Genomic DNA, 24,873 nt, shown 5'->3' with positions numbered 1-24,873 from the left:
ATGCGGCGGCGAATCTCCACCCAGCGGCGCTCACTGGAGCGCCGCACCTCGCTGCCGAGCACCTGCAGCGATCCCTCCTGGACCGATCGCAGTGCCCCGACGAGGGTGAGCAGGGTGCTCTTGCCGCTGCCGGAGGGCCCCACCAGCAGGGTGATCTCGCCGGGATTCACGCTGAAGCTGATCCCATGCAGAATCTCGCTGCGCAGCGGACCCTCGCCGTAGGCGTGACGCAGATTCTCGGCGACGACGGGCAGCATCGAGATCAGAAGACGCTGGCCGGATCCGCATCCCGCAGCTTGTTGAGGGCGATGGCGGCCGCCACGGCGCAGACCCCGATGGTGAGGCTGAACACCAGGACGGTCTTGTCGGTGGTCATGACGATCTGGATGCCGGAGACGGCGGTGAGGAAGGCATAGAGGGCGGCGCTCGCCACCAGGGCGGGAACAAAGGACGAGATCGCCAGGATCGAGGCCTCCTGGAGCACCAGGATCAGCAGGAAACGGTTGCGGAAGCCCAGGGCCTTGAGGGTGGCGTATTCGTGCAGGTGGTCGCTGACATCGGTGTACAGCACCTGATACACGATCACCCCCCCCACCAGCAGTCCCATGATCGTGCCGAAGCCGAAGATGATGCCGAAGGAGGAGCTGGTGTTCCAGTAGTTCTGCTCATTGGCGATCAGCTCCGGCTTGGTGAACACCTGCAGCTGGCTGCCGTAGAGAGCCCGCAGATGACGCTGCACGGAGGCGATGGCGGCCGGATCGGTGACCCTGATCAGCCCCATGGAGATCTCACCTTCGTTGATCTGTTTGTAGGCCAGCTGCAGGGCCGTGGTGTCGCTGCTGATCAGATTGCTGTCGGCGGCGAAGGTGGAGCCGAGGCGAAACAATCCCACCACCCGAAAGGTCTTGGAGTAGTCGGAGAGGATCATCGTCTGGCTCCCCTGGGCCTTGACCGCCGCCGCCACCGGACCGGTGTTGCTGTTGCCGGCCGCATCGAACAGCACGTAGCCCGGGGTGCGGATGCGGTCGATCTGCTCGCGCACCGGGGCCAGATCGAGAATCTGCTGGTTGGGATCGAAGCCGATCAGGCGCAGGCTGGTGGGTTTGATCCCGCCCATCTGCTGGGCATTCACATTGGCCACATAGACCGGAATGACATCGCTCACCCCGGGAACCCCCAGCGACTGGTACAGCTGGGACTGGGGGAACTGCTGGAAGGCGCCGCTGTCCCGGGTGCCGGGGCTGATCACCACCAGATCGGTGATCAGGGCCTGGTAGAAGGTGGTGGCGCTGGTCAGCAGTCCCGACTGGAAGCCCAGCTGCATGAACATCAGCAGCGCGGCGAAGCCGATGCCGGTGACGGCCACCAGATAACGGATCGGCTGCCGCTTCAGCTGCAGCCAGGCCACCGGCAGATCGCCCAGGCTGCGCCGCAGGGTGCGGCCGATCACGGCAGGAAGCGGACGTTGACGTTCAGTCCGCTGAGTTTGGCGAGGCGGCTGGAGTCGGCGGGGGTCAGGTTGATCTTCACCAGCACCACCCTGGCATTGACGTTGTTGTTGGAATTGACGCTGAACAGATCCCGGTCGGACACCTCACCGGTGATGGTCTGGACGCGGCCCTGCAACTTGCCGCTGAAGCCCCCGCTCTCCGGCCAGATCTCGACGGGCTGGTCGCGGCGCACCTGGGGGATGTCGCTCTGGAACACCTGGGCCCAGACCTGCATGGCCCCGATCTGTCCGGCCTGGGCGAGCCCCTGGTCCGTCTCCTTCATGCCCGGCCAGCTGTAGATCCGCAGCAGCTTCCCGTCGAGGGGGGAGCGGATCTCGGCGTTGCGCAGCTGGCTGCGGGCCTGGGCGAGGCTGGCCTTCGCCACCGCCACGTCGGCGATGGCCACCTGCCGGTCGACCGGGCGGACCGTGAGGTTGTCGTAGAGGGTGCCCTTGAGGGCCTGGATGTTGGCCTGGCCCTGGGCGAGGGCGGCATCGGCCTTGCCGAGTTCCTCCTCGGAGATCGCCCCGGCCTTGAACAGCTCCACGCTCTTCTGCTGGCTGATCTTCAGGTAGGGAATCACCACCTGCTCAGCCTTGAGGTCGGCCTCGGCCTTGAGCCGGGCCCCCTGGCGGGCTCCGGCATCCACCTGGGCCAGCTTGGCTTCACTGAGGGCCAGCTGGTTTTCTGCCTGGACGACACTGTCCCGGAGGCTGGCCCAGCTGCTCAGGAAGCCCAGCAGCTGGCCGCGGCGAATCGTTGCCCCTTCCGGCACCAGCCACGTCTCGACGACCTCCGAGCCGCCGCTGTTGCCGGAGGCGGTGGACAGGGACACGACGCCCCCCATGGGGGTGAGGCGTCCCAGGGCGGTCACGGCCCGTGGTGCCAGGGGCGGCGGTGGCGGGGCGGGGCGGTGGCTGAGCTGCCAGCCCGCCAGCCCCAGCACGGCCAGCGCCGACACAGTGACGATCTTCTGGCGGCCGTTGCCCCAGGCGCGCTCCCGCCAGAAGCGCTGCAGGCCCTCGAGCCTGTCGACGTGCGGCGTCTCCGTCACGAACCGAGGGGCTCCGGGCGCGCCATGGTAGCCAGCGGTTCTGCGCTCAGCCAGCGGCGGTGCATGCGGCGGTACTCGATCGAGAGGATGTCGGAGGCCACGTGCCGCTCCTGGGTGAGATCCAGGGGGACGGGGGTCGGCCGCTGGCTGCGCACCACCCCATGGTCCTCCTGGAAGATGGTGCGGGAGATGGCGATCGACTGGGCTTCGCTGCCGGGCAGCCGCAAGCGCTTGCGTTTCGAATACTTCACCCAGCGGGCCAGGGTGTGGCTGTCGCTCTGGGGCAGGCTGGCGTTGAAGAAGACGAAGCGAAGCTGGTCACCGATGCGGGTGTCGACGATGTTCAGATTCGGGTAGTAGAAGCTGAAGGTGGTGGTGGCGCAAAGGGGGCCGCTCTGGCCCATGACGCTGCGCAGCAGCTTGAGGGCCCCCTTCACCGGCAGTTCAAAGCTCACCGTGGCGGCGATCATGCGATCCTCCTTGCGCAGATCGACGGGGATCGACAGGGGTGAATCCTGGCTGGCGAAGGTGCCCTTGTGCACCCAGTAGGCATGGGAATTGTCGAGGTTGGACTCGATCACCCGGCTGAAATGGGTCTCCCAGTCGAAGCTGCTTTCCACATGGCTCCAGTCGGCGGCCGGGAAGAGGGGCAGCTCGGGCAGCAGGGCCGGATCCGGAGGATCGGGGCCCCACCACATCCAGACGAAGCCCCGCGACTCGACCACCGGTCGCTCCCCCACCAGGTCGCTGCGGGCCGGCGGGCTGGCCCCGGCCGGTTCGGCGGGGGCCTCCAGGCAGGTGCCATCGGCTGCGAACTTCCAGCCATGGAAGGGGCAGCGCAGGCAACCGTCTTCCACACGGCCCAGGGCCAGGGAGGCCCCCCGGTGGGGGCAACGGTCGCTGAACAGGCGCGGCCGGCCTGCCGCATCCGGGAACAGCACCAGATCGTGGCCCGCAAAGGGAACGGCAACGGGGCCCTTCTGCAACGCGAAGGATGAGGCCACGGCATACCAACAGTTCTGAGCCAGTTGAGACACCTGGGGAGATGTTGTCTCTGATACGGACCCAGGAGATGACATGCTCTGCTGATGCTGCGGGGATCTTAAGCGAAGCGTCCGGGTGAAGAGTGCGGCACCCCCTAGATTGACGCCGCCGCCAAGGTTGGGCCCCCCAACACTGCCATTCGAATGATCTGCAAGTGATTCGCAAGCTGCGCAGTCCCCTGGCGATCGTGTTTCTCACCCTGTTGCTCGACAAGCTGGGCGAAAACATCGTCTACCCGCTCCTGCCCTTCATCCTCGAAGCGTTCTCCCCGGACGGACTCACCCTGGGGCTGTTGGCATCGACGGCCACCCTGTTTTCTGTTCTGGCCTCGCCGATCATCGGCTCCCTCAGTGATGCCTACGGCCGCAGGCCGGTCATTCTTCTCTGCGTCGCCATCAACGCCCTGTCCCTGTTCATGTTCGGCGTGGCCGGAACCCTGGGACTGATCTTTCTCTCCAGGGCGATCAACGGCGTCTCCACCGCCACGGTCGGCACGGCCCAGGCCTACATCTCCGACATCTCCACCCCGGCGAACCGGGCCCGCAATTTCGGCATCAGCGGTGCCGCCTTCGGCCTCGGCGCGATCGCCGGTCCTGCCCTGGGCGGCGCCCTGGTGGGTTTCGGCATGCGCATTCCGGTGTTCGTGGCCGCCGCCCTGGCGGCCTACAACTTCGTGATGGCGTTTCTCTATCTCAAGGAAACGCTCCCCCGCGAGAACAGACCGCACTTCCAGCGCGCCCAGATCAACGGACTGGCGCCGGTCATGGCTCTGCTGGCGCTGCCGAAGGCGAACCGGGTGGCCCTCTCCTTCTGCTGTTTCAACTTCGCCTTCAGTGGCTTCACCACCCTGCTGGTGCTCTACCTGAAGGATCAGTTCTCCTGGTCGGCCACGCAGTCGAGCGGCATCTTCGTGATCGTCGGCCTCACGGTCACCTACGTGCAGGTGGCCCTCACCGGCCCGTTGGTCCGCCGCCATGGCGAGGCCCGCCTCAACAGCTACGGCCTGGTGGCGGTGGCCGCCGGCATTGTCCTGGTCCCCCTGGCCCAGGTTTTCGGTGCCGCTGCCGCCGTCGTCATCGTCACCGCCGCCGTGATGCTGTCGGTGGGTGCGGCCTGCGTGATCCCCACGGCCCGGAGCCTGGTGTCGCGGCTGGTGCCCGAAAACCGGCAGGGGGTGATGCTGGGCAGCCTGATTGCCCTCACGGGCCTGGCCAGTGCCCTGGGCCCCATGCTGGCGGGGGTGCTCTACGACCTGTCCCCCGCTCTCTGCTTCCTGCTGCAGGCGGCGGTCTGTCTGCTGGGGGCCCCCCTGCTCCGCGGCATCAAGGAACCCGTCCCCGTACCGGTCGAGGTCGGCCCCTGAGGGGGACGGTGGGCCCGCGACGCGATCGGGTCCTCAGACCCGGGCCCGTTCGCGCATCATCCGCCGGTACTCCACCAGGATCAGGTCGGACTCGATCAGCACCTCATGGGAGCCGCGGAAGCTGACCCGCTTCGGTTCCTGTTCACTGATCACGGCCGCATCCTCCTTGGAGATCTGCAGACCCGTGTCCAGGGTGATGCGATCGAACAGCCGGTTGAGCAAGGGGGTGGTGCCCAGGAAGTTCCTGCCGTTGGTCACCCTGACGGTGGTTTCCCTGTCGTTGTCGGGCACATGGGCCTGCAGCGCCGCCAGGGTCAGGGCACCGAAATGGATGATCGACACCACCACATTGGGATAGAGAAAGCGGTACTCCTTGTAGGCGTTGCCGGAATCCCCCTTCAGCAGCAGGCGGGTGAGGCCGGTGAGCTTCTTGACCTTGATCGGCATGCGCCCGTACAGGCTGCCGTGCTCCACCTGAACCGGATAGTGCTCCAGGCTGAAATCGGTGTCGGGGTCGACCCGGCCGATGCTCTTGCCGTGGACGAAGGCGGCATGGGTGGGATCGATGCCGTTCTCGATGGTCCGGGTGAAATGGGTGGCGTAGGTGAAGGCCATGTCACCACCGTCCCGCAGGCTCAGACCAGCCAGTTCCGGGATGTCCTGCACGTCCTCCTCGGGCTCCGGGTGCTGGCCGGCCAGCCACAACCAGACGAACCCATGGCGCTCCAGGGTGGGGAAGGTGCGCAGCTGGGCCTGGCGTGGGATCGACTCCTCGGTCCGCAGGGACGGGATCGCCACGCAGGTGCCCTCGGTGTCATAACGCCAGCCGTGGTACGGGCAGACGAGGGTGTCCCCCTGGGCCCAGCCCCCCGCCAGGGAGCAGCCCCGGTGGGCGCAGCGGCCATCGAAGGCCAGCACCCGGCCGTCGCCGTCGCGCAGCAGCACCACCTCCCTGCCCTGGAAACGATGGGCCAGGGGCTGGCGGCTCACCTGGCTGGAGAGCCCCACCGCATACCAGCAATCCGTGGGCCAGGGCGACGGGGAGCGCATCTCAGGGCGCCGTGACGGCCGGGCAGGACCGGGCCAGAGCGCGGCGGTAGGCCAGGATCAGCTGGTCGGAGGCCAGCAGCAGCTCGTCCCCCTGGGTGGCCCAGGAGGGACCTTGCGGCTGGGTTTCCACCACCGCCCGATCCTCTTCGTAGGTGTCGACGGTGTTGCGGATCGAGTTGCCATCCGCCCAGCGGTAGGGGAGGAAGTTGCGCACGCCGATCCATTTGGTCAATGTGGTGTTGTCGTCAATGGGGATGTTGCTGGCGAAATAGATATATTGAAATCCCTTCCAGTTGAAATCCAGGGCGATCCTGTTGACGTTGGGAAGGTAGCCGGTGAGGGTTGAGCTGGAGTGGCTTCTTTTCCGTTTGACGATGTACTTCAACAGCCCCACCCGGGCCGGTGGCTTCAATTGGTGATGCGTGGACACCAGACCCGGTTCACTGTTGATGGTCAGGCTTTCGACGCTGGCCTCCTCCCGGTTGCCGAAGAAGGGCTTGTGCACGAAGGGGGCGTGGGAGGTGTCCAGCCCCGACTCCACAACACGGCTGAAGTGGGCGTTCCAGCGGTACTCCCCGCTCACCGCCCGCCAGCCAGGCTGGTCCAGTTCGGGGAAGGGGGGAATGGGGACGCTGGCGGCCAGTCCGGCCTCGCCGGGAAAGATCCAGACGAAACCGGATTGCTCCCGGAGGGGGAAGGTGGCCATCCGGGCCCGGGCCGGGATGGGCGTGCCTGGTGGATCGGCAGGAATCCTGACGCAGTGCCCGGCCACGTCATAGCTCCAGCCGTGGTAAGGACAGCGCACACAGGATCCCTCCAGCCACCCCTTCGCCAGGCTGGCTCCCCGGTGGGCGCAGTAGTCGGCCAGGGCGTGGGCCTGGCCGGCTTGATCACGGAACAGCAGGTAGCGGCGCCCCAGCAGGGTGACGGAAACAGGCTGGTTGCCGAGCCCGTGGCTGTGCTCCACCGCGTACCAGAAATTCTCGAGTCCCTGGGTCATTCCTCAGACGGGTGCGACACGGGTTCCAATGGCCCACCGCCCCTGTTTAGCACCAGTTAGCCCGGGAACCAAGTTAAACCGGTGGGAGGAATTACAGTGCGCTCCTGTTGATCGGCGACCATTGCGCAAGCTTCACCTGGAACCCGGTGAGTTCGCCTACCGAAGTGGAGACAGTGGGCAGGATGTGTATCTTGTCCGCACCGGGGCGATCGAATTGGTCACCCTCTATCCAGAAACCGGTGAAGGCGTGGATGGGCGCCTTGGGCCCGGCCATGTCTTTGGTGAAGTGGAGCTCATCGACGGCCGCACCCGCACCCATACGGCCCGGGCTTCCCAGCCAACGGAGCTGCTGTTGTTCAGCCGTGACGAGCTGATGGATCTGCTGTTCGAGCACCCCGAGCGCAGTCTTGTGCTGGGACGCAGCGTTTTTGATCGCCTCCGCGACCTCTACACCAACGAAACCCTTGAGTCTGATCTGGCCCGCCTGCGGGAGGAGATGCAGGCCAGCATCCGCGACGCGGTCGTTGCCCATGAGGGGCGGGTGGTGCGCAGCCACAGCGGCATGGCCGCCATCGCCGTTCCGATCGTGCTGATGGTGCTGCTGGCGATCGGTTCCTACTGGTACTTTCACCGGAGCTGAACCAGGGACCCGAACAGATCCCGCTGGAGTCCCCACGGCGCCATTACCACCTACCCCACGCCATGACGATCAAGTCGGTGCCCCCGGAAGACAAAGAGCGCAGCCTCTCGGAGTTCAGGCAGAGAATCACAGCCGACGTCGAGGCCGGCATCGACGGCCATGAGCGCAAGATGACGCGGATGGGGTTCGTCTTTCTGGCGATCTTCTTCGGGGTCGTCGGCCTGATGGCGGTCCTGCCCTGAAGCTCCCCCTTCGCTGAAGGGGGACGGCCTCAGGTCAGGCGAGCGGGCTCAGACCGCGGCTTTCTGGCTGGCCAGCAGGTTCTTGAGCTTGGCCAGTTCGCCGGCCCAGCGGGGATCGGGGGCACCTTCGCCGACGGCGTCGGCATGGACCACCTTGTTGACGCTCTTGCGGGCGGGCGTCGGGGCGCTGCCAGGACGACGGTCGGCACCGGCGGCTCCGCGGCTGTCACGGCGCTGCTCGGAAATCTCGATGCGCAGGCTGCTGCCGCCGAAGTCCTTGCCGTTGAGCTGGGCGATCACCGCCTCGGCCTGGGCCAGATCCTCGACGTTGGCGAAGCCGAAGCCCCGGCAGCCGCCGGTCTCCCGGTCGTTCACCGCCTTGAAGCGCACCCCCTCTCCCACGTTCGAGAAGAGAGCTTCCAGCTCTTTGGCATCAAAGGTTTGCGGCAGATTGCCGACATAGAGACGAACGCTCATGGGGAGGGGGCTCGGGAAAGGGAAAAAACTCTGGCAGGCGGTGCGATCGCGCCATTGCATCCAGCAGTTAATCACGCCGTGGGTCCGCCTCCTTCGCCTCGCCCTGGCGAACCAGCCACGCCTGGGCCGCCACAACGGCCGCTTCGACCAAAGCGTGATCCGTCAACTCCGCTGTCTCCGTTGCTGCTGTTCCGCCCAGGCGACCGAAGGCCCATTCGGCCGTGAGGTGGTCGATCAGCTGGCCGAGCCGGGGGCCCGGAGCGATGGTCAGCAGCTGTTGCAGGCGGCGGCCGTCCAGGGGCGGCCGGGGATGAAACAGACGATCCGCCGGATCCCGCCAGCGCCGCAGCGCCAGTTGTGCCGCCGCCGGATCCAGGTGCAGCAGCAGGGCGGGCAGCTCCTCCTCCAGCTGGCGCTGCAGGGCCAGACGCTCCGTTTCTGTCATCGCCTCCAGCTTCATCGCACCGGTGTCCCCTGGCGTCCGCCGGAGACAATCGAGCCATTGGCGCAGCCGCTGGCAGCGCTGCTGCAGGCGGCGGCTGGCCCGCAGCCGATCCAGGGTCGGGCCATCCAGCACGGCCGCCAGCCTTGCCAGGGGCAGGGCCCAGGCTGCCTCGTCGGGCGTGAGGCCGCAGCATTCCGGCCGCTCGGGACCGAGGGTCTGCAGCGACGCCTCGCTCCCGTCAGCGCCTCCCCAGGGCTGGAGCAGACCCGCCTCCAGCGCCTGAGCCAGGCCCTGATGACCCTGGCCAGAGGCGGCCAGACGCTCCAGTTCCGCCAGCACCCTCTCCCCGGCCACGGCGGTGATCCGCTGGCAGTGGCGCCGGATCAGCTCCCAGGTGGCCGGGGCGATGGCGAAGTCCAGGTCGCAGGCCAGCCGCACCCCGCGCAGCAACCGCAGCGGGTCGTCCAGCAGGTTGGCCTCGCTGATCGCCACCATTCGGCGCGCCGCCAGATCCGCGAGGCCGCCGCAGGGGTCGATCAGCCGCAGATCGGCCGCCTCGTTGCTGCCCAGGGGCAGGGCGATGGCGTTGACGGTGTAATCGCGGCGGCCCAGATCGGCCGTCAGATCGCCACCGGCGCAGCGGGCCAGGTCGATCGTCCAGCCCTTCAGCACCAGCCGGGCGATCGAACGCTCCTGGTCGAGCACCACACAGGTGCCGCCATGGCGACGCCCCAGCTGCCGGGCCAGGTCAATGGCGTCGCCGGGCACCACCAGGTCCAGATCCGGCTGGACGGCCAGCCGACCCAGCAGGCCGTCCCGGACCGCACCCCCCACCAGGGCTGTGCCCGCTGGAAACCGGTCGGGGGCCACTGGCCAGCGCTCCGGTGCCAGGGCTCGCCACAGCTCCGAGACTTGACGTCCCGGCTCGCACGCCACAATGGGCGCCCTGCTGGGCCGCGGCGGCATGTGCATCTGCGTGGATTGCCACTGGGTCGAGCGCTGTCAGGCCTACCACGCGGTCGAGCGTCAGCACGGCGTCGTCCACCTCACCATGAGCCCCGATTTCAGCCCCCGGCAGCCCCGTATTCACGTGCAGGTGCTTGATCTCGACGACACTGCGGCCAGCGTCGGTGTGGAGTGGGACGTGCGGGCCTGCTCCGACTTCCGCTCCGATCCGGGCCGCTGGCGCCGCTGCCGCCCCGATGGGCCCCTGCCGTCATGACCGGCCTTCCCGATCCGGACGACCGTCCCTGGCTGCTGGCGCTGCACAGCTCCAGCGACAGCCTCGGGGTGGGGTTGCAGCGGCTTGGGGCAGCGCAGCCAGAGAGGCTGGAGCGTTTCCCCCTCGGCCGCTCCCTCTCCAATGGCCTGTTCGATTGCCTTGAATCGGTGCTGCCCGCCAGCGCCTGGCCCCGGCTGGGTCGTCTGGCGGTGGCCACGGGGCCTGGTGGCTTCACCGGTACCCGCCTGACGGTGGTGCTGGCCCGCACCCTGGCCCAGCAGCTGGCCCTGCCCCTCGACGGGATCAGCAGTTTCCAGCTGATGGCCCGCCGTCTGCTCGCCGGGCCCATGCCGCCCAGCGAGGCGGGCCCCTTCTGGTTGCTGCAGGAGCTGCCCCGTCGCGGGGTGGTGGCGGGGCTCTACGGCGCCGACCCGGGCCAGCCCGGGGGCGTGGCCGAGCTGGAGGTCCCAAGGTTGCACCGGTGCCGCGACGCCCTGGCCCCCTTCCCCATCCACCCCGCCGACGTGTGCCTGCCGGAGGACGTGGTCCAGTTGCTCGGTTTCAGTGCCGCCAGCGCCGCCGCCGGCCTCAGCGCCCCCTGGCAGCCGGTGCTGCCCCTCTACCCCACCAGTCCGGTGGAGGCGCTCCCATGCTGAGTCGCCCCGGCCCCCAACCCCGGCCCCGCCGCCGCCCGCGTCGTCCGGAAATCTCCGGGCCGGCGCCGACGAGTCCCTCCCCGCGGGTCCGCCGTGCGCCCCCCGCACCGCGTCGACCGGGCCGGGGCAGGCGGGTGCTGGTCGGCCTGGCCGGACTGGGTCTGGTGTGGTTGTCCCGGGGTGTGTGGTGGCCCACGCCGCCGCCGCCCCAGATGATCCTGGTGCTGGGGGGGGATGCGGATCGGGAGGCGGCGGCGGCCCGTCTGGCCCGCACCGATGGGCTGCCGGTGGTGGTCACCGGAGGCACCAACCCCGAGTACGCCCACTGGCTGTTCCAGCAGAAGGAAGGCTTGCCCTCCCGCCAGGTCCAGCTCGATTACCGCGCCCGGGACACGGTGTCCAACTTCACCTCCCTGGTCGACGATCTGCGCAAGTCCCGCATCCGCCACGCCCTGCTCGTCACCTCCACGGATCACATGCAGCGGGCCTTGCTGGTGGGACGGATCGTGGCCGGCAGCCGCGGCATTCACCTCACCCCGGTCTCTGTGCCCTGCGGCGATCTGTGCGTCGTCGAGGGGCGGCGGCGTCTCTGGGGCGATGGCGCCAGGGCGGCCCTGTGGGTGATCAGCGGCCAGGACATCAGGCCCTGGGTGGAAGAGCGGGTGGCTCCCTGGCTGGAGAAAGCAGGCTTCCGCTGATCGGGCCAAGGTCGAGCATCCGGTTGATCTGCTCCTGGGCGGCACGGGTCGCCGCATCCAGGTCGGGGCGTCGCCGCGAGGCCGGCGGTGGAATCGGGGTGCCGATGCGGATGTGGATCGGCACCAGCCGGGGCCCATGGCCGCCCGGCCCCAGGGCCCGGTGGCTGTTGATGATCGCCACCGGCAGCAAGGGCACCCCGGCCCGGGCCGCCAGCAGGGCCGCCCCGGGCTGGGGCTGGTTGACGCGGCCATCCGGCTGGCGGGTGCCGTCGAGGAAGACACCGGTGGCCCAGCCCTGCAGCAGCCGGTCGGTGGCGGTGCGGATCGCTTCGCGGTCGCCGGCGCCCCGCTCCACCGGGTAGGCGCCGCAGGCCCGGATGATCGGCCCCAGCAGCGGCACCCGGAACAGCTCCGCCTTGGCCATGAAGGCCACGGGCCTGCCGAGGGCATGGCCCAGCAGTGGTGGATCCAGGTGGGAGCCATGGTTGGCCACCACCACCACGGCGCCCTCCAGGGGCACGTTGTCATTGCCGGTGGTCTGGCCCCGGAACAGCAGCCGGAACACGGGGAACACCAGCAGGTAGCTGATCAGCCGATAGGTCAGGCTTGGCTTCGGGGTGCTCAGCAGGGCGGGGGGATCGGCCGGGGGCCGGCGGCGGCGCCTCACTGGCCCAGGTCGCCCGTGCCGGCGATCTGGGCGGTGCCGAGCCCGGGGCAGCTGCGCTTGATCAGGCCACTGAGCACGTTGCCGGGGCCGATCTCCACCGCCGTGGTGATGCCCGCGCCCTGCAGGCCTTCCATCGTTTCGCGCCAACGCACCCCCAGGGTCATCTGCTGGCGCAGCCGCTCCTTGAGCACGCTGGCGGAGGTTTCGGGCCGGGGATCGGCGTTGCTGAGCACGGGGACGCGGGCGTCGGCGAAGGCCACCGCCTCCAGTTCGCTGGCGAAGGCCGCGGCGGCGCTGGCCATGAAAGGGGAATGGAAGGCGCCGGAGACGGCCAGGGGGATGGCCCGTTTGCAGCGCACCGTGGCGCTGACGCTGGCCACCGCCTCCGGGGTGCCGGAGAGCACCACCTGGGCGGCGCTGTTGTCGTTGGCGATGACCACCCCCTCGGTGGCCGCCACCACCCGCTCCAGTTCGTCGCGGTCGAAGCCCATCACGGCGGTCATGGCGCCGCCGCCGGCGGCGGCCATCAGTTCGCTGCGGCGGCGCATCAGCTTCAGGCCGGTCTCGGCGTCGAAGACCCCGGCGGCGTAGAGGGCCACCAGCTCGCCCAGGCTGTGGCCCGCCACCAACTGGGCCGTGCGGCCCTGCCGGTGCAGTTCGTCCACCAGCAGGCTCTCGACCACGAACAGGGCCGGCTGGGTGTTGCGGGTGTCGTTGAGATCGCTGGGTTCGCCAGGGTCCCCGCTGCCGTCGGCTTCAGACCCGGCGCAGATGGCCAGCAGGTCGCGGCCGAGCAGGGCTGAGGCCCGATCAAAGCGCTCCCGGGCGCCGGGCAGGTCGATCACCCCCTCGGCCATGCCCGGCTTCTGCGAACCCTGTCCCGGAAACACCCAGGCGATGGCCATGCAAGCCTCCCGTGCAACGGCAGGAGATTAGGGCTCGGCTGGCGGGCGGCTGGGACCGCTCCAGCGGAACAGGGCGGCCCCCCAGCTGAGGCCGGCGCCGAAGCCGCTGCTGGCGATCAGATCGCCGGCGCCCACCCGGCCATCGCGGACCGCTTCGTCGAGCATCAGGGGGATGGTGGCGGCGGAGGTGTTGCCATAGGCCGAGAGATTGCTGAGCACCCGCTCGGCGGGCATGGCGAAGCGGTCGGCCACCGCATCGAGGATGCGCTGGTTGGCCTGGTGCAGCAGCAGCCAGTCGATGTCGGCGGCGGCGGTGCCGGTGGCCTCAAGCAGCTCGGCCAGGACGGCGGGCACTTCCCGCACGGCGAACTTGTACACCTCCTGGCCGTTCATGTGGATCGGCGCGAAGCCACCCACCTGGGCGGAGAGGTCCCCCACCAGGGGGCGGTGTTCGGCCACCTGGGCCAGGGTGAGGCAGGCGTTGCGGCTGCCGTCCGAGCGCATGCGGAAGCCCACCAGGGCGTCGTCGCCAGGGTCGCAGGCCTGGACGGCCAGGGCACCGGCGCCATCGCCGAAGAGCACACAGGTGCGGCGGTCGTCCCAGTCGAGCCAGCGGCTGAGCTGGTCGGCACCGATCACCAGCACCCGCTGCATCGTGCCGCCGCGGATGTACTGGGCCGCCGTGATCAGGGCGAACAGGAAGCCGCTGCAGGCCGCCGTCAGATCGAAGGCCACCGCCCGGTGGGCTCCCAGGGCCGCCTGGACCCGGGGAGCGGTGCCGAACAGGTCGTCGGGGCTGGAGGTGGCCAGCAGGATCAGATCCACCTCGTCGGGTGCCCAGCCCGCATGGGCCAGGGCCGCCCGGCCGGCCTCGGCGGCCAGGCTGGTGACGGTTTCACCGGGGCCGGCGACACGCCGGGCGCCGATGCCGGTGCGGCTGCGGATCCAGTCGTCGTTGGTTTCGACCCGCTCGCTCAGCTGGTCGTTACTGATGCTGGCGGCGGGGAGAGCGCGTCCGCAGCCCACCAGGGCCATCCCCCGCAAGGCGGCCGTGGTCACCGTCGTGTCTGAGCCGAGCGGCACCCATTCGGTTCACAGGTGGCCACAGTCAACCACAGGTGGTTGCCACTCCGGCGCTCCCCTCGCCGAGGGCGTGCAGGTCGTCCATGACGCCGTGGCTGGCGGCGGAGTGGGCCAGCCGCAGGGCGCTCACCACCGAAAGTGCCCGGCTGCTGCCGTGGCCGATGACGCAGATCCCATCGACACCGAGCAGCAGGGCGCCGCCGTGCTCGGCGTGGTCGAGACGCTTCTTGATGCGCACCAGGTTGCTGCGCAGGAACGCCGACCCCACCTTGCCCCGGCGACCCCGGGGCAGCTCGGCGCGAAGCACATCCAGCAGGACGCTGCCCACCGATTCGAGGAACTTCAGCAGCACGTTGCCGGTGAAGCCATCGCAGACCACGACGTCGAAATCCCCGGAGAGGATGTCGCGGCCCTCGCAGTTGCCGGCGAACACGAAGCGCTCGTCGCCCGCCAGCAGCGGATGGGTGCGCAGGCAGAGGTCGTTGCCCTTGCACTCCTCCTCGCCGATGTTCACCAGGCCGATGCGGGGCCGTTTTACCTGCAGCACGTCGCGGCTGTAGATGTTCCCGAGCAGGGCGAACTGGTGCAGCCATTCAGGCTTGCAATCCATGTTGGCCCCGACATCGAGCACCAGGACCTGCTGGCTGGGGTCCTTGGTGGGGAACAGGGCACCGATGGCGGGCCGATCGATGCCGGCCAGCCGGCCAAGACGGAAGATCGCGGCGGCCATCACGGCGCCGGAGTTGCCGGCGGAATAAACGGCGGTGGCCTCGCCCTTCTTGACCAGATCCATGGCCACGTTGATGCTGGCGTCGCGCTTGCGGCGCACCACCGTGGCCTCCTCGTGCATGCCCACCGTGGGGCCGCTGGGCACCAGCTCGATCAGGCCGCGCTGCACCGCCTCCTCCAGCTCGTGGCCCAGGCCCATCGCCGCCACCGCCTGGCGCAGCGGCTCCGGCTCGGCCACGAAGCGGATGCGCAGGGGCAGCAGGCCCACGGCCCGCAGGCATCCCTCCAGGATCGGCCCCGGGGCGTGGTCTCCGCCCATGCCGTCGACGGCGACCCAGAGGCGCTGACGGTCATTGATGCCACCCCCGGTGTGGGCCCCCTGCTGGAGGCGCCGCAGCGGATCGAAGACCAGGGGCTGGAGCACGGAGCCGGCCACGTTGGTGGCGGCGCCGGCCATGCTGCCCGCCACCGACACTGCCCCCGAGGCGGCACCGCTGGCGGCACCGCTGGCGGTGGCGGTGGCGGTGCCCACCAGGCTGGTGACGGCCGCATTGCGCCGATACCAGATCACCAGGCGGCGGATCGTGCGGTTGGGTTTGGGGCGGTTGGAGGCGTAACGGCGGCTGTCGCGCCCCGCGCCTTCAGGATCCTTCGGTGGCAACGGGTTCAACGATGCGCTGGAACAGATAGCCGGTGCCCCTGGCCGTGAGGATCAGCTCGGGGTTGGCTGGATCATCCTCCAGTTTGGAGCGCAGCCGCGAGATGTGGACATCCACCACGCGGGTGTCCACGTGACGCTCGGGGGTGTAGCCCCACACCTCCTTGAGGATCTCGCCCCGGCTGAAGGGCTCGCCGGAACGGCTCACCAGCAGCTCCAGCAGGCTGAACTCCATGCCGGTGAGCCGGATGCGCTCGTCGCCCCTGTACACCTGCCGTTTGTTGGTGTCGATGCGGAGATCGCCGACCTGGATGACGCCTGAATTGGGGATCCCGGCGCCCGGGTCCTTCTCGACCCGCCGCAGCACGCAGCGGATGCGCGCCTCCAGCTCCTTGGGGCTGAAGGGTTTGACGACGTAGTCGTCGGCCCCGAGCTCGAGCCCCGTGATGCGGTCCGCCACGTCACCGAGGGCGGTGAGCATCACGATCGGCACATCGGACTCCTTGCGCAGCTCCTGGCAGACGCCATAGCCGTCAAGTTTGGGCATCATCACGTCGAGGACCACAAGGTCAGGCAGGACGCGGTGGAAGGCCTCGATGGCCTCCTCGCCATCGCAAGCGGTGACCACCTGATAGCCGATCATCGACAACCGGGTCTCGAGGATCCGGCGGATGCTGGCCTCGTCGTCGACGACGAGAATGGTTTCTTTGGCGGTGGGGGAGGCCGTCATTGCGGCGCGGAGAATGCAACACGGTTCCGACCCACTGAACCGGCCGGAAGGTCGCGAATTCACCGAACGCCACCTTTCTTCATACACCCCGCCCTCTCGCCTTGGCCCGTCCCGGTTCCTCGTTCGTCTGCCAGGCCTGTGGGGCCAGGACGCGGCAGTTCTTCGGCCGCTGCTCCGGCTGCGGCGGCTGGAACACGCTGGTGGAGCAAAGCGAGCCGAGTGCTGACACACGCCGCCGCCGCCCGGTGGCCGATACGGCGGCGGCTGCGCCGGGCCGTCCCAGCCGCTCCGAACCGATCCAGGCCGTCGGGGACCTGCCCCTGCAGCGCCTGGCCAGCGGCTATGGCGAGCTGGACCGGGTGCTGGGGGGCGGCCTGGTGCCCGGCTCCCTGGTGCTCCTGGGGGGTGATCCGGGCATCGGCAAGAGCACCCTGCTGCTGCAGAGCGCCCTGGCCATGGCCTCCCGGGCCGTGGTGCTCTACGTCAGCGCCGAGGAGTCGGCCCAGCAGGTGAAGCTGCGCTGGCGACGCCTGGCCGAGGACGCCCCCGGCCTGGCGGCAACGGCTGGAGATGGCGAGGGGCTGCGTCTGCTGGCGGAAACCGATCTGGAGCTGGTGCTGCAGGAACTGGAGTCCCTGCGACCCCAGGTGGCGATCATCGACAGCATCCAGGCCCTGCACGACGCCGAACTCGGTAGTGCACCCGGCTCGGTGTCCCAGGTGCGCGACTGTGCCGCTGCCCTGCAGCGCATCGCCAAACGCCAGCACACCGCCCTGGTGCTGGTGGGGCATGTCACCAAGGAGGGGATGCTGGCGGGTCCCAAGGTGCTCGAACACCTGGTGGATGCGGTGCTCACCTTCGAGGGGGACCGCTTCGCCAGCCACCGGCTGCTGCGGGCTGTCAAGAACCGCTTCGGCGCCACCCACGAGCTGGGCGTGTTCGAGATGCGCGGCGCCGGCCTGGTGGAGGTGAGCAACCCCAGCGAGCTGTTCCTGGCCGGGGATGGACCCAGCCCCGGCACCGCCACGATCGTGGCCTGCGAGGGCACCCGTTCGCTGCTGGTGGAGGTTCAGGCCCTGGTCAGCCCCACCAGCTACGCCAGCCCGCGGCGCACCGCCACCGGCATCGGCACCAACCGGCTGCACCAGATCCTGGCGGTGCTGGAGAAGCACATGGGCCTGCCCCTGTCCCGCTTCGACTGCTACCTGGCGGTGGCCGGCGGCCTGGAGGTGGAGGAGCCGGCGGCGGATCTGGGGGTGGCGGCTGCCGTGGTGGCCAGTTACCGCGACCTCACCCTGCCGGCGGGCACCGTGCTGCTGGGGGAACTGGGCCTGGGCGGTCAGCTGCGGCCCGTGGGCCAACTGGAGCTGCGCCTGCAGGAGGCGGCCCGGCTGGGATTCGTTCGGGCCGTGGTGCCGCGCGGCAGCACCATGGGGCCGGTGGCGGCCGGCCTGGGCCTGCAGCTGCTGGAGGCGGCCACGGTGGCCGAGGCCCTGGTCGCCGGCCTGGGGGTCAACCCCGCCAACGGGGACTGAGCCCGGGTCTCTCAGAAGTACACGTCGACGTTGCTGCGGCCGGAGGACTTGAGCCAGTTCTCGATGTCCAGGTAACCGCCTGGGTAGAGCCGCACCGCCTTGGTCCAGTAGGCAGCGGCCTCGTCGAACCAGCGATCGGCGGCGTCCTGGTCGCCGGTCTCCTCGGCCAGCCGGCCCCACTTCTCATAGATCAGCCCCATGTTCTTGAGGCAGGAAGGGGAGTTGCCGTTGGCGTCCAGGGACTGGCGATAGAAGTCGAGGGCCTTCTCTTCTTCACCATTGCTCATGAAGATGATCGCCATGTTCTTGAGGATCTCGCCCCGGTCGATGCTGTTCTCCTCGAGCTTCAGGGCCTCTTCGTAGTTTTCGAGCGCCTCGGCGTAGTCGCCGTCGTTCTGGGCCGACAGACCGTCGCGGTAATAGACGTAGGCCTCCTTGGCCTTGGGATCGATCGGCAACAGCTTGACGATCAGGTCGGCCATGACCGTGAAGCTCTTGTCGATGAAATTGTCGTTGCGCTGCGAGCGGGGCAAGGGTCGAGGTCCGGATCGTGCCTCCATCCTGCCTTGGGCGGCTGAGGGTGGGCCACGGCCAGGCTGCCGCGGGCGAAGGGGTGGCGGCTCCCTAGCCTGGGGCCCCGGCCCGCGATCGCCCCGGCACCCCCTGCGTGAGCGCCACTCCCCCTGCCACCACTGCTGAGCCCTTGCTCCTCGATGTCGAGGGCATGAAATGCGGCGGCTGCGTTCGTGCCGTCGAGCAGCGCCTGCTCCAGACCGAAGGGGTGCGCCAGGCCAGCGTCAACCTGCTCACCCGCACGGCCTGGGTCGACCTGGAGCCCCGCTCCGACGGTCCCGATGGGGTCGGCGTGGATCCCCTGCCCGCCCTGCTGGGCAGCCTCGAGGGCCTGGGTTTCCAGGCCCGGCTGCGGCCCCAGGTGCTGGAGCCGGCCAGCCAGCGGCAGCAGCGCCAGGCCGACCAATGGTGGCGCCACTGGCGCCAGCTGCTGGTGGCCCTGCTGTTGCTGGTCGTTTCCGGCCTGGGCCACCTGGCGGAGGCGGGCCAGCTGGCCTGGCGGGGTCCGTGGCAACTGCTGGGCAGCCCCTGGTTCCATGCCCTGGTGGCCACTCTCGCCCTGGCCGTTCCGGGTCGGCCGATCCTGGTCCGCGGCGTCCGTTCGGCCCTGGCCGGGGTGCCCGGCATGGACACCCTGGTGGGACTGGGGGTGGCCAGTGCCTACCTCTCCAGCCTGGTGGGCTGGCTGTGGCCGGCCAGCGGCTGGCCCTGTTACTTCAACGAGCCGGTGATGCTGCTCGGCTTCGTCCTCACCGGTCGCTTCCTCGAGGAGCGTGCCCGCTACCGCACCGGCCGGGCCATCGAGGAGCTGGGCGCCCTGCAGCCCGACCATGCCCTGCTGCTGCTGGGCGACGGCCCCCCACGCCAGGTTCGGGTGGGCGGGCTGCGTCCGGGCGACCGGTTGCGGCTGCTGCCGGGGGACCGGGTGCCGGTGGATGGGGTGGTGCTGGACGGCCGCTCCAGCGTGGATGCCTCCAGCCTCACCGGCGAACCCCTGCCGCGCTCCGTGGGGCCGGGCAGCGAGCTGGCCGCTGGCCTGCTCAATCTGGATGGATCCCTGGTGCTGGAGGTGCAGCGCCGTGGTTCCGAGAGCGCCATCGCCCGCATCGTGCACATGGTGGAGCGGGCCCAGGCCCGCAAGGCCCCGATCCAGGGACTGGCCGACCGGATCGCCGGTCGCTTCACCCTGGTGGTGCTGGCCCTTGCGGTGGCCACGCTGCTGTTCTGGTGGCTGTGGGGCGCCAAGCAGTGGCCCGAGGTGCTGCTCACGGTCCCTGCCGCCGGCCACGGACCCCATGGCCACGGCAGCAGCGCCAGCCCCACCACGCCCTTCAGCCTGGGGCTGCAGCTGGCCATCGCCGTGCTGGTGGTGGCCTGTCCCTGCGCCCTGGGTCTGGCGACACCGACGGCCATCACCGTGGGCTCCGGCCTGGCGGCCCGGTCGGGCCTGCTGTTCCGGGGAGGTGACGCCATCGAAACCGCCTCCCGGCTGGAAGCGGTGCTGTTTGACAAAACCGGCACCCTCACCCTCGGCCGGCCCCTGGTGACGGCCATCCGGGTGGTTGGGGCCGCGGCAGGGAGTCCGGATGAGGCGGCCCAGGCCGAGCAGCTGGTGCAACTGGCGGCCAGCCTCGAGCAGCACAGCCGCCATCCCCTGGCCCACGCCGTGCTGCAGCAGGCCCAGGCCCAGAATCTTCCCCTGTCACCCGTCGCTGAGAGCCTGACCCTTCCCGGCGAAGGGGTGCAGGGCCTGGTGGAGGGTGCCGGGCTGGTGCAGGTGGGCCGGCTGGCCTGGCTGGCCCGCTGCGGCGTGGCGGTGGATCCCGGCCTTGAGGCCCTCCAGCAGGACCTGGAGGCCGATGGCGCCAGCCTGCTGGCGGTGGCCTGCGACGCACGGCTGCTGGGTCTGCTGGCCGTGGAGGATCAGCCCCGCGCCGATGCCGCCGCCACCCTGGCCCGTCTGCGGCAGCAGGGTCTGCGGATCGGGCTGCTGAGCGGGGACCGGCGGGCGACCGTCGAGGGCCTGGGCCGCCGGCTCGGCCTGCGGCCCGATGAGCTGGCCTGGGACCTGCGGCCCGAGCAGAAGCTGGAACGGCTCCTGCTGGCCCGCCGCCGGGGGGCCGCGGCGATGGTGGGCGACGGGGTGAATGATGCCCCTGCGCTCGCCGCCGCCGATCTCGGCATCGCCGTCGGAACGGGCACCCAGATCGCCCAGGAGACTGCGGCGCTGGTGGTGATGGGTGAGGGCCTTGACGGCATCGTCCGGGCCCTGGGGATCGCCCGGCGCACCATGGCCAAGGTCCGCCAGAACCTGGCCTGGGCTTTCGGCTACAACCTGATCGTGCTGCCGATCGCCGCCGGTGTGCTGCTGCCCGGGTTCGGCCTGCGCCTGTCGCCCGAGCTGGCGGCCCTGCTGATGGCCTTCAGTTCCATCACGGTTGTCGGCAATGCCCTGCTCCTGCGGACCCCCCAGAAGGAACGGCCGTCATGAGCGGACGCTTCCTGGTGCTGGAAGGCATCGATGGCTGCGGTAAATCCACCCAGATCGAGGCCCTGCGCGCCTGGCTGCCGATCAGTGGCCTGATGGCTCCCGGCGCCCGGCTGGTGGTGACGCGGGAACCCGGAGGCACGGCCCTGGGTCAGGCCCTGCGCGCCCTGCTGCTGCGGCCGCCCGAGGGTGCTGCCCCCTGCAGCCTCAGCGAGCTGATGCTCTACGCCGCCGACCGGGCCCAGCATGTGGAGGAGTGCCTGCGTCCGGCCCTGGCGGCCGGCGACTGGGTGCTTTGCGATCGCTTCAGCGGCTCCACCGCCGCCTACCAGGGCTATGGCCGCGGTCTTCCCCTGGCCATGATCCTCCAGCTCGAGGCCCTGGCCACCGGTGGCCTGGCGCCCGATCTCACCCTCTGGCTCGACCTGCCCCTGGCCGGGTCCCTGCGCCGCCGCGGTGACCGGCCCGCCGACCGGATCGAGGCCGCCGGCGAGGCCTTCCTGCAGCGGGTCAGTGACGGCTTCGCCACGCTGGCCGGCCAGAGGGGCTGGCAGCGGGTCGAGGCCGGCGGGCCCAGGGAGGCGGTCACGCAGCGCTGCTGCTCCCTGATCACAGAACACCTGGGCGGCCGAGGGGATGGGGGCCATGGCTGAGCTGTTTGCCGATCTGCTCGGCCAGCCGCAGGCGGTGGGGCTGCTGACGGCCGCCCTCGAACGCCAGCGGCTGCCGCCGGCCTATCTGTTTGTGGGGGCCGATGGGGTGGGCCGCCGCCTGGCGGCCCTGCGCCTGCTGGAGGGGGTGCTCACTGGCGGAACCGCCGGATCGGTGCCGTTGCGGCGGCGCCTGGCGGAGGGCAACCACCCCGACCTGCTCTGGGTCGAGCCCACCTACCTGCACCAGGGCCGGCTGGTGAAAGCTTCCGAGGCCGAGGACCAGGGCCTCAGCCGCCGCAGCCCCCCCCAGCTGCGCCTGGAGCAGGTGCGGGAGGTGACCCGTTTCCTCGCCCGCCGCCCGGTGGAGGGGGGCCGTTCCCTGGTGGTGCTGGAGACGGCCGAGGCGATGGCCGAGGCGGCCGCCAATGCCCTGCTCAAGACCCTCGAAGAACCTGGCCACGGCTTGCTGATCCTGCTCACGGCGACGCCGGAGCGGCTGCTGAGCACCATCCGCTCCCGCTGCCAGTCCATTCCCTTCGCCCGCCTGACCCCCGCCCTGGTGCGACAGGTGCTGGAACGGCAGCCGCTGGCGGAAGGGGAACCGCCCGGGCCGGTGGTGGATCCACCCGAATTGCTCGAACTGGCCGCCGGCTCCCCCGGGGCCCTGCTGCGCCACCGGCGGGTCTGGCAGGGCCTGCCGGAGGGGTTGGCGGATCGGTTGCTGACCCTGGGCCGGGAGCCGATGGAGGCCCTGGGCCTGGCCCGTGACCTCAGCGAGGCCCTCGACGGCGAACAGCAGCTCTGGTTGCTCGACTGGTGGCAGCTGCATCTCTGGCGCCAGCGCCTGGAGCCGGCGCCGCTGCGGCGCATCGAGCAGCTGCGCAGCCACCTGCTGGCCTACGTACAGCCCCGGCTGGCCTGGGAGGTGGCCCTGCTCGATCTGGGCCGCTGAGGGGGGCAGACCTCTGCCGCTCCACAGTCAGGCCATGGACCGCTGCAGCCTTCATCGTCACAACGCCGCCGTTGCCATTCTTGAAGACGTCGCTGTGGTCGAAAGGACTGTCGCGGGCAAGAAGAATTGATATCGCGTAGCTGTCCGTACCCGCAAGGTCTGGAAGTGACGGAAGTTATCTGTGGCGTGGAAAATCGCCGGTATAAGGGAGAGTTGACTTCACCCGATCTGGCTGGCGGAGGATTCAGCCGGCTTCGTTGGTCTTGATGGAGGCCTCCAGCCTGGCCTGCCTGGCGTCGCTGACGATGGTAGCAAAAGTGTCCATCTGATCGTTGCTGGGGAGCTCCAGGCAGTAGCCGGCGCCGTAGACGGTCTTGATGAAGCGCGGCTTACGGGGGTCGGGTTCGAGTTTGGTGCGGAGGTGGCGGATGTGGACCCGGATGGTTTCGATATCGTCGTCGGGTTCGTAGCCCCAGACCTCCTTGAGGATCAGGGAGGGGGCGACGGTCTGGCCGTGGCGTTGCAGCAGGCAGTGGAGCAGTTCGAACTCCGTGTGCGTCAGGCGGACGGGTGCGTCGAACCAGATGGCCTCAAAGCGCTCGGGGACCAGAGTCAGGGAGCTGAAGCTGAGGATCTCGTTGTGTTTGGCCGAAAGGGGGGCGCGCTCGCTGCGGCGGAGCAGGGCTTTGACCCTGACCATCAGCTCCTCGAGATCAAAGGGCTTGGTGAGGTAGTCATCGGCGCCGGAATTGAAGCCGCTGACCTTGTCCTTGGTGCTGCCGAGGGCGGTGAGCATCAGGATGGGGATCTTGGCGGTGCGCTCGTCACGCCGAAGGCGCTGACAGAGGGTCAGACCATCGACCTTGGGGAGCATCAGGTCGAGCAGGATCACATCCGGGCAGTACTGAACCGCTAGGGCCTGGCCCTTGATGCCGTCCTCAGCCCGCTGAACGTCGAAGCCCCCGTGCTCGAGATGGCCAGCGACCAGATCACGCATGTCGCCGTCATCTTCGATGAGCAGGATGGAGGGCTTCATGGGTGGGGTCGAGGCGTCGGGGGTGCTTCTGAAGGGAGCACAAGTGACGGGAGACTACATTTTCGCCGTTCTACCGCTGCCGTGCAGGGAATCGGCGGATCCAGCTCCGCGGCCGACCACAGCCCTGTTGGTGCGGGGGTGCTGGAGCTGAATCGTGCGGATGAAGAAACTCCCCGGGCGGGATTCGAACCTGCGACCAATCGGTTAACAGCCGACCGCTCTACCACTGAGCTACCGAGGAAAACACCCGGCGAACCGGGTTCTGATGACCTTACCTTTCGGCCCCGCCGACGGGCAAGGGGGCCAGGGAGCGGCGCAGGCTTTCGCCGCTCTGCCAGGGGCCGATCGCACCGGATTCCATGCGGGCGGCCCCATCGCAGCGCTGCAGTTCCTCAAGGCGGTGGGTGATCCACAGCGCCGTCAGGGGTGAGGCGCTCCGATGACAGAGCTGATGGATCAGCTCCAGCACCTCGTTCTGGCTTTCCGGATCCAGCAGGGCTGTCGGTTCATCCAGCAGCAGCAGCGTCGCGTCGCTGGCCAGGGCGCCGGCGATCGCCAGGCGCTGCTTCTGGCCCCCGCTCAGGGTGTGGATGGGACGCTGTTGCAGGCCGCCTAAGCCCACCTGGGCCAGGGCCGCCGCCACGCGAGCCGCACGCTCGCCGGTGTCGAGACCCTCGGGGAGGGCCAGCTGCAGGTCGCTGCCGCAACTGGGCAGCAGCAGCTGGTGGTCGGGGTTCTGGAACACCAGCGCGGGCCTGCCCTGGCAGGTGATGGTGCCGTCGCTGGGCGTGAGCAAGCCGGTGATCAGGCGCAGCAGGGTGCTTTTGCCGCTGCCATTGCTGCCGACGAGCATCCACAGCCCTGGCCCCGGAATCTGCAACTGACAGTTTTGCAGCGCCTGACGGCCCTCGCCCCAGCCGAAGCGGAGCCCCTCGATGCGCAGGGGCGGCTCCACTGGCGCAGCCATGGTCAAGCTTCGAAGCTGAAGCCGGGCCGCTTGCCGCCTCCGGCGACCGCCGACTTCTCATAAATCTGCACGGCCACGATTTCGGCACTGAGGAGGCTGACGCGCTTCTGCTCGTCCTTCTCACAGGTCAGCTCGAGCACCTTGGGGTGGCCGTTCTCCAGGGCCTGGCGCACTTCCCCATAAAGCGCCTGGGCCGCTTCCAGTTCTTTGCGCTGGACAGCAACGGGCATGGGGCTGAGCCGGAGGGAGATCTCGACGACGTACATGTATGGCAGGAAGGACTGGCGCCGCCACTCTGGCGAATCGCGGGCCTCCGGGGAGCCGATGGGTACTTGTGCTCATTCCTGGGGGTCAAGGTGCGGCCGGCCGCACAGAGCGGGCGTTGTCTTTTACGATCAGCGTGTAACGCTTCGTGAAGCTCCCCCATGACGATCGCCCTAGGGCGTGCACCGGCCACGCGTGGATGGTTCGACGTCCTCGACGACTGGCTCAAGCGCGACCGCTTCGTTTTCGTGG

At 69.3% G+C, this 24,873-nt stretch carries 27 protein-coding genes and 1 tRNA gene; 10 read left to right on the top strand and 18 right to left on the bottom strand.

The window, feature by feature from the left end:
• The 4 genes from KUG43_RS12155 to KUG43_RS12140 all read right to left on the bottom strand — a co-directional run.
• The coding region (locus KUG43_RS12155; RefSeq protein WP_216909402.1) for an ATP-binding cassette domain-containing protein at nucleotides 1-257 on the bottom strand (257 nt) is incomplete at its 3' end.
• A gap of 5 nt (nucleotides 258-262) precedes the next feature.
• Entirely contained in the window at nucleotides 263-1,450 is a 1,188-nt protein-coding gene (gene devC / locus KUG43_RS12150) for an ABC transporter permease DevC (protein WP_216909401.1), read from the bottom strand.
• A complete protein-coding gene (locus KUG43_RS12145; protein ID WP_216909400.1) occupies nucleotides 1,447-2,544 on the bottom strand; it encodes a DevB secretion protein in 1,098 nt (365 codons plus the stop codon). The genes devC and KUG43_RS12145 overlap by 4 nt, the downstream gene beginning before the upstream one ends.
• On the bottom strand, nucleotides 2,541-3,548 hold the full coding sequence (locus tag KUG43_RS12140; protein ID WP_216909399.1) for an aromatic ring-hydroxylating dioxygenase subunit alpha: 1,008 nt from the start codon (nucleotides 3,546-3,548) through the stop codon (nucleotides 2,541-2,543). The genes KUG43_RS12145 and KUG43_RS12140 overlap by 4 nt, the downstream gene beginning before the upstream one ends.
• A gap of 194 nt (nucleotides 3,549-3,742) precedes the next feature.
• On the opposite strand from KUG43_RS12140, the gene KUG43_RS12135 reads away from it, so the two are divergent.
• The gene (locus tag KUG43_RS12135) at nucleotides 3,743-4,951 is read left to right on the top strand and encodes an MFS transporter (RefSeq protein WP_216909398.1); all 1,209 of its coding nucleotides are present in this window, start codon (nucleotides 3,743-3,745) and stop codon (nucleotides 4,949-4,951) included.
• A gap of 33 nt (nucleotides 4,952-4,984) precedes the next feature.
• Here the strand turns inward: KUG43_RS12135 and KUG43_RS12130 are convergent, their stop codons facing one another.
• Both KUG43_RS12130 and KUG43_RS12125 read right to left on the bottom strand, forming a co-directional pair.
• Nucleotides 4,985-6,001, bottom strand: coding sequence for a Rieske 2Fe-2S domain-containing protein (locus KUG43_RS12130; protein WP_216909395.1), 1,017 nt, complete (start codon nucleotides 5,999-6,001; stop codon nucleotides 4,985-4,987).
• 1 nt (nucleotide 6,002) lies between these two features.
• Complete coding sequence (locus KUG43_RS12125; protein WP_216909393.1) at nucleotides 6,003-7,001, bottom strand: aromatic ring-hydroxylating dioxygenase subunit alpha; 999 nt, start codon at nucleotides 6,999-7,001, stop codon at nucleotides 6,003-6,005.
• A 121-nt stretch (nucleotides 7,002-7,122) separates the two neighbouring features.
• On the opposite strand from KUG43_RS12125, the gene KUG43_RS12120 reads away from it, so the two are divergent.
• Nucleotides 7,123-7,641, top strand: coding sequence for a Crp/Fnr family transcriptional regulator (locus KUG43_RS12120; RefSeq protein WP_286194714.1), 519 nt, complete (start codon nucleotides 7,123-7,125; stop codon nucleotides 7,639-7,641).
• Between the two features lie 62 nt (nucleotides 7,642-7,703).
• Nucleotides 7,704-7,883, top strand: coding sequence for a hypothetical protein (locus KUG43_RS12115; protein ID WP_216909390.1), 180 nt, complete (start codon nucleotides 7,704-7,706; stop codon nucleotides 7,881-7,883).
• Nucleotides 7,884-7,931: 48 nt separating this feature from the next.
• Here the strand turns inward: KUG43_RS12115 and KUG43_RS12110 are convergent, their stop codons facing one another.
• Entirely contained in the window at nucleotides 7,932-8,360 is a 429-nt protein-coding gene (locus KUG43_RS12110) for an RNA recognition motif domain-containing protein (RefSeq protein WP_216909389.1), read from the bottom strand.
• A 67-nt stretch (nucleotides 8,361-8,427) separates the two neighbouring features.
• Nucleotides 8,428-9,675: a tRNA nucleotidyltransferase/poly(A) polymerase-related protein gene (locus tag KUG43_RS12105; RefSeq protein ID WP_353618026.1), complete on the bottom strand. Its 1,248-nt coding sequence runs from the start codon at nucleotides 9,673-9,675 to the stop codon at nucleotides 8,428-8,430.
• Between the two features lie 94 nt (nucleotides 9,676-9,769).
• Between KUG43_RS12105 and KUG43_RS12100 the strand changes: the two genes are divergently transcribed.
• From KUG43_RS12100 to KUG43_RS12090, 3 genes are read left to right on the top strand one after another with little or no spacing between them, the layout of a single operon-like run.
• Nucleotides 9,770-10,027, top strand: coding sequence for a Ycf34 family protein (locus KUG43_RS12100; protein ID WP_216909406.1), 258 nt, complete (start codon nucleotides 9,770-9,772; stop codon nucleotides 10,025-10,027).
• Nucleotides 10,024-10,683 carry a tRNA (adenosine(37)-N6)-threonylcarbamoyltransferase complex dimerization subunit type 1 TsaB gene (gene tsaB / locus KUG43_RS12095; protein WP_216909387.1) on the top strand — a complete coding sequence of 220 codons (660 nt, stop codon included), beginning with the start codon at nucleotides 10,024-10,026 and terminating at the stop codon, nucleotides 10,681-10,683. The genes KUG43_RS12100 and tsaB overlap by 4 nt, the downstream gene beginning before the upstream one ends.
• The gene (locus tag KUG43_RS12090; protein ID WP_216909386.1) at nucleotides 10,677-11,381 is read left to right on the top strand and encodes a YdcF family protein; all 705 of its coding nucleotides are present in this window, start codon (nucleotides 10,677-10,679) and stop codon (nucleotides 11,379-11,381) included. Before tsaB ends, KUG43_RS12090 begins: the two co-directional genes overlap by 7 nt.
• On the opposite strand, the gene KUG43_RS12085 is transcribed toward KUG43_RS12090, so the two are convergent.
• The 5 genes from KUG43_RS12085 to rpaB form a co-directional block, all read right to left on the bottom strand.
• Nucleotides 11,323-12,048 carry a lysophospholipid acyltransferase family protein gene (locus KUG43_RS12085; protein WP_216909385.1) on the bottom strand — a complete coding sequence of 242 codons (726 nt, stop codon included), beginning with the start codon at nucleotides 12,046-12,048 and terminating at the stop codon, nucleotides 11,323-11,325. The genes KUG43_RS12090 and KUG43_RS12085 overlap by 59 nt on opposite strands.
• Nucleotides 12,045-12,953 (bottom strand): ACP S-malonyltransferase, encoded by a 909-nt coding sequence (gene fabD / locus KUG43_RS12080; protein ID WP_216909384.1) that lies wholly within the window; start codon nucleotides 12,951-12,953, stop codon nucleotides 12,045-12,047. Before fabD ends, KUG43_RS12085 begins: the two co-directional genes overlap by 4 nt.
• 27 nt (nucleotides 12,954-12,980) lie before the next feature.
• Nucleotides 12,981-13,988, bottom strand: coding sequence for a beta-ketoacyl-ACP synthase III (locus tag KUG43_RS12075; protein WP_216909404.1), 1,008 nt, complete (start codon nucleotides 13,986-13,988; stop codon nucleotides 12,981-12,983).
• A gap of 73 nt (nucleotides 13,989-14,061) precedes the next feature.
• On the bottom strand, nucleotides 14,062-15,426 hold the full coding sequence (gene plsX / locus KUG43_RS12070) for a phosphate acyltransferase PlsX (RefSeq protein WP_216909382.1): 1,365 nt from the start codon (nucleotides 15,424-15,426) through the stop codon (nucleotides 14,062-14,064).
• Nucleotides 15,407-16,153 (bottom strand): response regulator transcription factor RpaB, encoded by a 747-nt coding sequence (gene rpaB, locus KUG43_RS12065; RefSeq protein WP_216909380.1) that lies wholly within the window; start codon nucleotides 16,151-16,153, stop codon nucleotides 15,407-15,409. Before rpaB ends, plsX begins: the two co-directional genes overlap by 20 nt.
• A gap of 101 nt (nucleotides 16,154-16,254) precedes the next feature.
• Between rpaB and radA the strand changes: the two genes are divergently transcribed.
• Nucleotides 16,255-17,688, top strand: coding sequence for a DNA repair protein RadA (gene radA / locus KUG43_RS12060; RefSeq protein WP_216909378.1), 1,434 nt, complete (start codon nucleotides 16,255-16,257; stop codon nucleotides 17,686-17,688).
• An 11-nt stretch (nucleotides 17,689-17,699) separates the two neighbouring features.
• On the opposite strand, the gene KUG43_RS12055 is transcribed toward radA, so the two are convergent.
• A complete protein-coding gene (locus tag KUG43_RS12055; RefSeq protein WP_094586668.1) occupies nucleotides 17,700-18,221 on the bottom strand; it encodes a photosystem I assembly protein Ycf3 in 522 nt (173 codons plus the stop codon).
• Nucleotides 18,222-18,355: 134 nt separating this feature from the next.
• Between KUG43_RS12055 and KUG43_RS12050 the strand changes: the two genes are divergently transcribed.
• The 3 genes from KUG43_RS12050 to KUG43_RS12040 are packed head-to-tail and all read left to right on the top strand — an operon-like array spanning nucleotide 18,356 to nucleotide 22,354.
• A complete protein-coding gene (locus KUG43_RS12050; protein WP_353618025.1) occupies nucleotides 18,356-20,752 on the top strand; it encodes a heavy metal translocating P-type ATPase in 2,397 nt (798 codons plus the stop codon).
• Complete coding sequence (gene tmk, locus KUG43_RS12045; RefSeq protein ID WP_216909376.1) at nucleotides 20,749-21,402, top strand: dTMP kinase; 654 nt, start codon at nucleotides 20,749-20,751, stop codon at nucleotides 21,400-21,402. Before KUG43_RS12050 ends, tmk begins: the two co-directional genes overlap by 4 nt.
• Entirely contained in the window at nucleotides 21,395-22,354 is a 960-nt protein-coding gene (locus tag KUG43_RS12040; RefSeq protein WP_216909374.1) for a DNA polymerase III subunit delta', read from the top strand. The genes tmk and KUG43_RS12040 overlap by 8 nt, the downstream gene beginning before the upstream one ends.
• Nucleotides 22,355-22,598: 244 nt before the next feature.
• Here KUG43_RS12040 and KUG43_RS12035 read toward each other — a convergent pair whose 3' ends face one another.
• From KUG43_RS12035 to KUG43_RS12020, 4 genes are all read right to left on the bottom strand, one after another.
• Nucleotides 22,599-23,390 carry a response regulator transcription factor gene (locus tag KUG43_RS12035; protein WP_216909372.1) on the bottom strand — a complete coding sequence of 264 codons (792 nt, stop codon included), beginning with the start codon at nucleotides 23,388-23,390 and terminating at the stop codon, nucleotides 22,599-22,601.
• 169 nt (nucleotides 23,391-23,559) lie between these two features.
• Nucleotides 23,560-23,631 (bottom strand) — tRNA-Asn (locus tag KUG43_RS12030).
• A 30-nt stretch (nucleotides 23,632-23,661) separates the two neighbouring features.
• Nucleotides 23,662-24,357: an ABC transporter ATP-binding protein gene (locus KUG43_RS12025; protein WP_216909370.1), complete on the bottom strand. Its 696-nt coding sequence runs from the start codon at nucleotides 24,355-24,357 to the stop codon at nucleotides 23,662-23,664.
• A 2-nt stretch (nucleotides 24,358-24,359) separates the two neighbouring features.
• On the bottom strand, nucleotides 24,360-24,623 hold the full coding sequence (locus KUG43_RS12020; protein ID WP_216909369.1) for a UPF0367 protein family: 264 nt from the start codon (nucleotides 24,621-24,623) through the stop codon (nucleotides 24,360-24,362).
• Between the last annotated feature and the right edge of the window lie 250 nt (nucleotides 24,624-24,873).

It is taken from the genome of Synechococcus sp. CCY 0621, assembly GCF_019038465.1.
Classification (GTDB): Bacteria; Cyanobacteriota; Cyanobacteriia; order PCC-6307; family Cyanobiaceae; genus Cyanobium.
The sequence above is the reverse complement of the archived record's forward strand: the minus strand, read 5'-3'. Positions and strand labels throughout refer to the sequence as shown.

Bases quoted from the DNA above. Each gene is read 5' to 3' on its own strand.
- KUG43_RS12130 (WP_216909395.1), bottom strand. From the start codon at position 6,001: ATGCGCTCCCCGTCGCCCTGGCCCACGGATTGCTGGTATGCGGTGGGG.
- KUG43_RS12125 (WP_216909393.1), bottom strand. From the start codon at position 7,001: ATGACCCAGGGACTCGAGAATTTCTGGTACGCGGTGGAGCACAGCCAC.
- KUG43_RS12115 (WP_216909390.1), top strand. From the start codon at position 7,704: ATGACGATCAAGTCGGTGCCCCCGGAAGACAAAGAGCGCAGCCTCTCG.
- KUG43_RS12110 (WP_216909389.1), bottom strand. From the start codon at position 8,360: ATGAGCGTTCGTCTCTATGTCGGCAATCTGCCGCAAACCTTTGATGCC.
- KUG43_RS12100 (WP_216909406.1), top strand. From the start codon at position 9,770: ATGTGCATCTGCGTGGATTGCCACTGGGTCGAGCGCTGTCAGGCCTAC.
- tsaB (WP_216909387.1), top strand. From the start codon at position 10,024: ATGACCGGCCTTCCCGATCCGGACGACCGTCCCTGGCTGCTGGCGCTG.
- KUG43_RS12090 (WP_216909386.1), top strand. From the start codon at position 10,677: ATGCTGAGTCGCCCCGGCCCCCAACCCCGGCCCCGCCGCCGCCCGCGT.
- fabD (WP_216909384.1), bottom strand. From the start codon at position 12,953: ATGGCCATCGCCTGGGTGTTTCCGGGACAGGGTTCGCAGAAGCCGGGC.
- KUG43_RS12075 (WP_216909404.1), bottom strand. From the start codon at position 13,988: ATGGCCCTGGTGGGCTGCGGACGCGCTCTCCCCGCCGCCAGCATCAGT.
- rpaB (WP_216909380.1), bottom strand. From the start codon at position 16,153: ATGACGGCCTCCCCCACCGCCAAAGAAACCATTCTCGTCGTCGACGAC.
- tmk (WP_216909376.1), top strand. From the start codon at position 20,749: ATGAGCGGACGCTTCCTGGTGCTGGAAGGCATCGATGGCTGCGGTAAA.
- KUG43_RS12040 (WP_216909374.1), top strand. From the start codon at position 21,395: ATGGCTGAGCTGTTTGCCGATCTGCTCGGCCAGCCGCAGGCGGTGGGG.
- KUG43_RS12035 (WP_216909372.1), bottom strand. From the start codon at position 23,390: ATGAAGCCCTCCATCCTGCTCATCGAAGATGACGGCGACATGCGTGAT.
- KUG43_RS12025 (WP_216909370.1), bottom strand. From the start codon at position 24,357: ATGGCTGCGCCAGTGGAGCCGCCCCTGCGCATCGAGGGGCTCCGCTTC.
- KUG43_RS12020 (WP_216909369.1), bottom strand. From the start codon at position 24,623: ATGTACGTCGTCGAGATCTCCCTCCGGCTCAGCCCCATGCCCGTTGCT.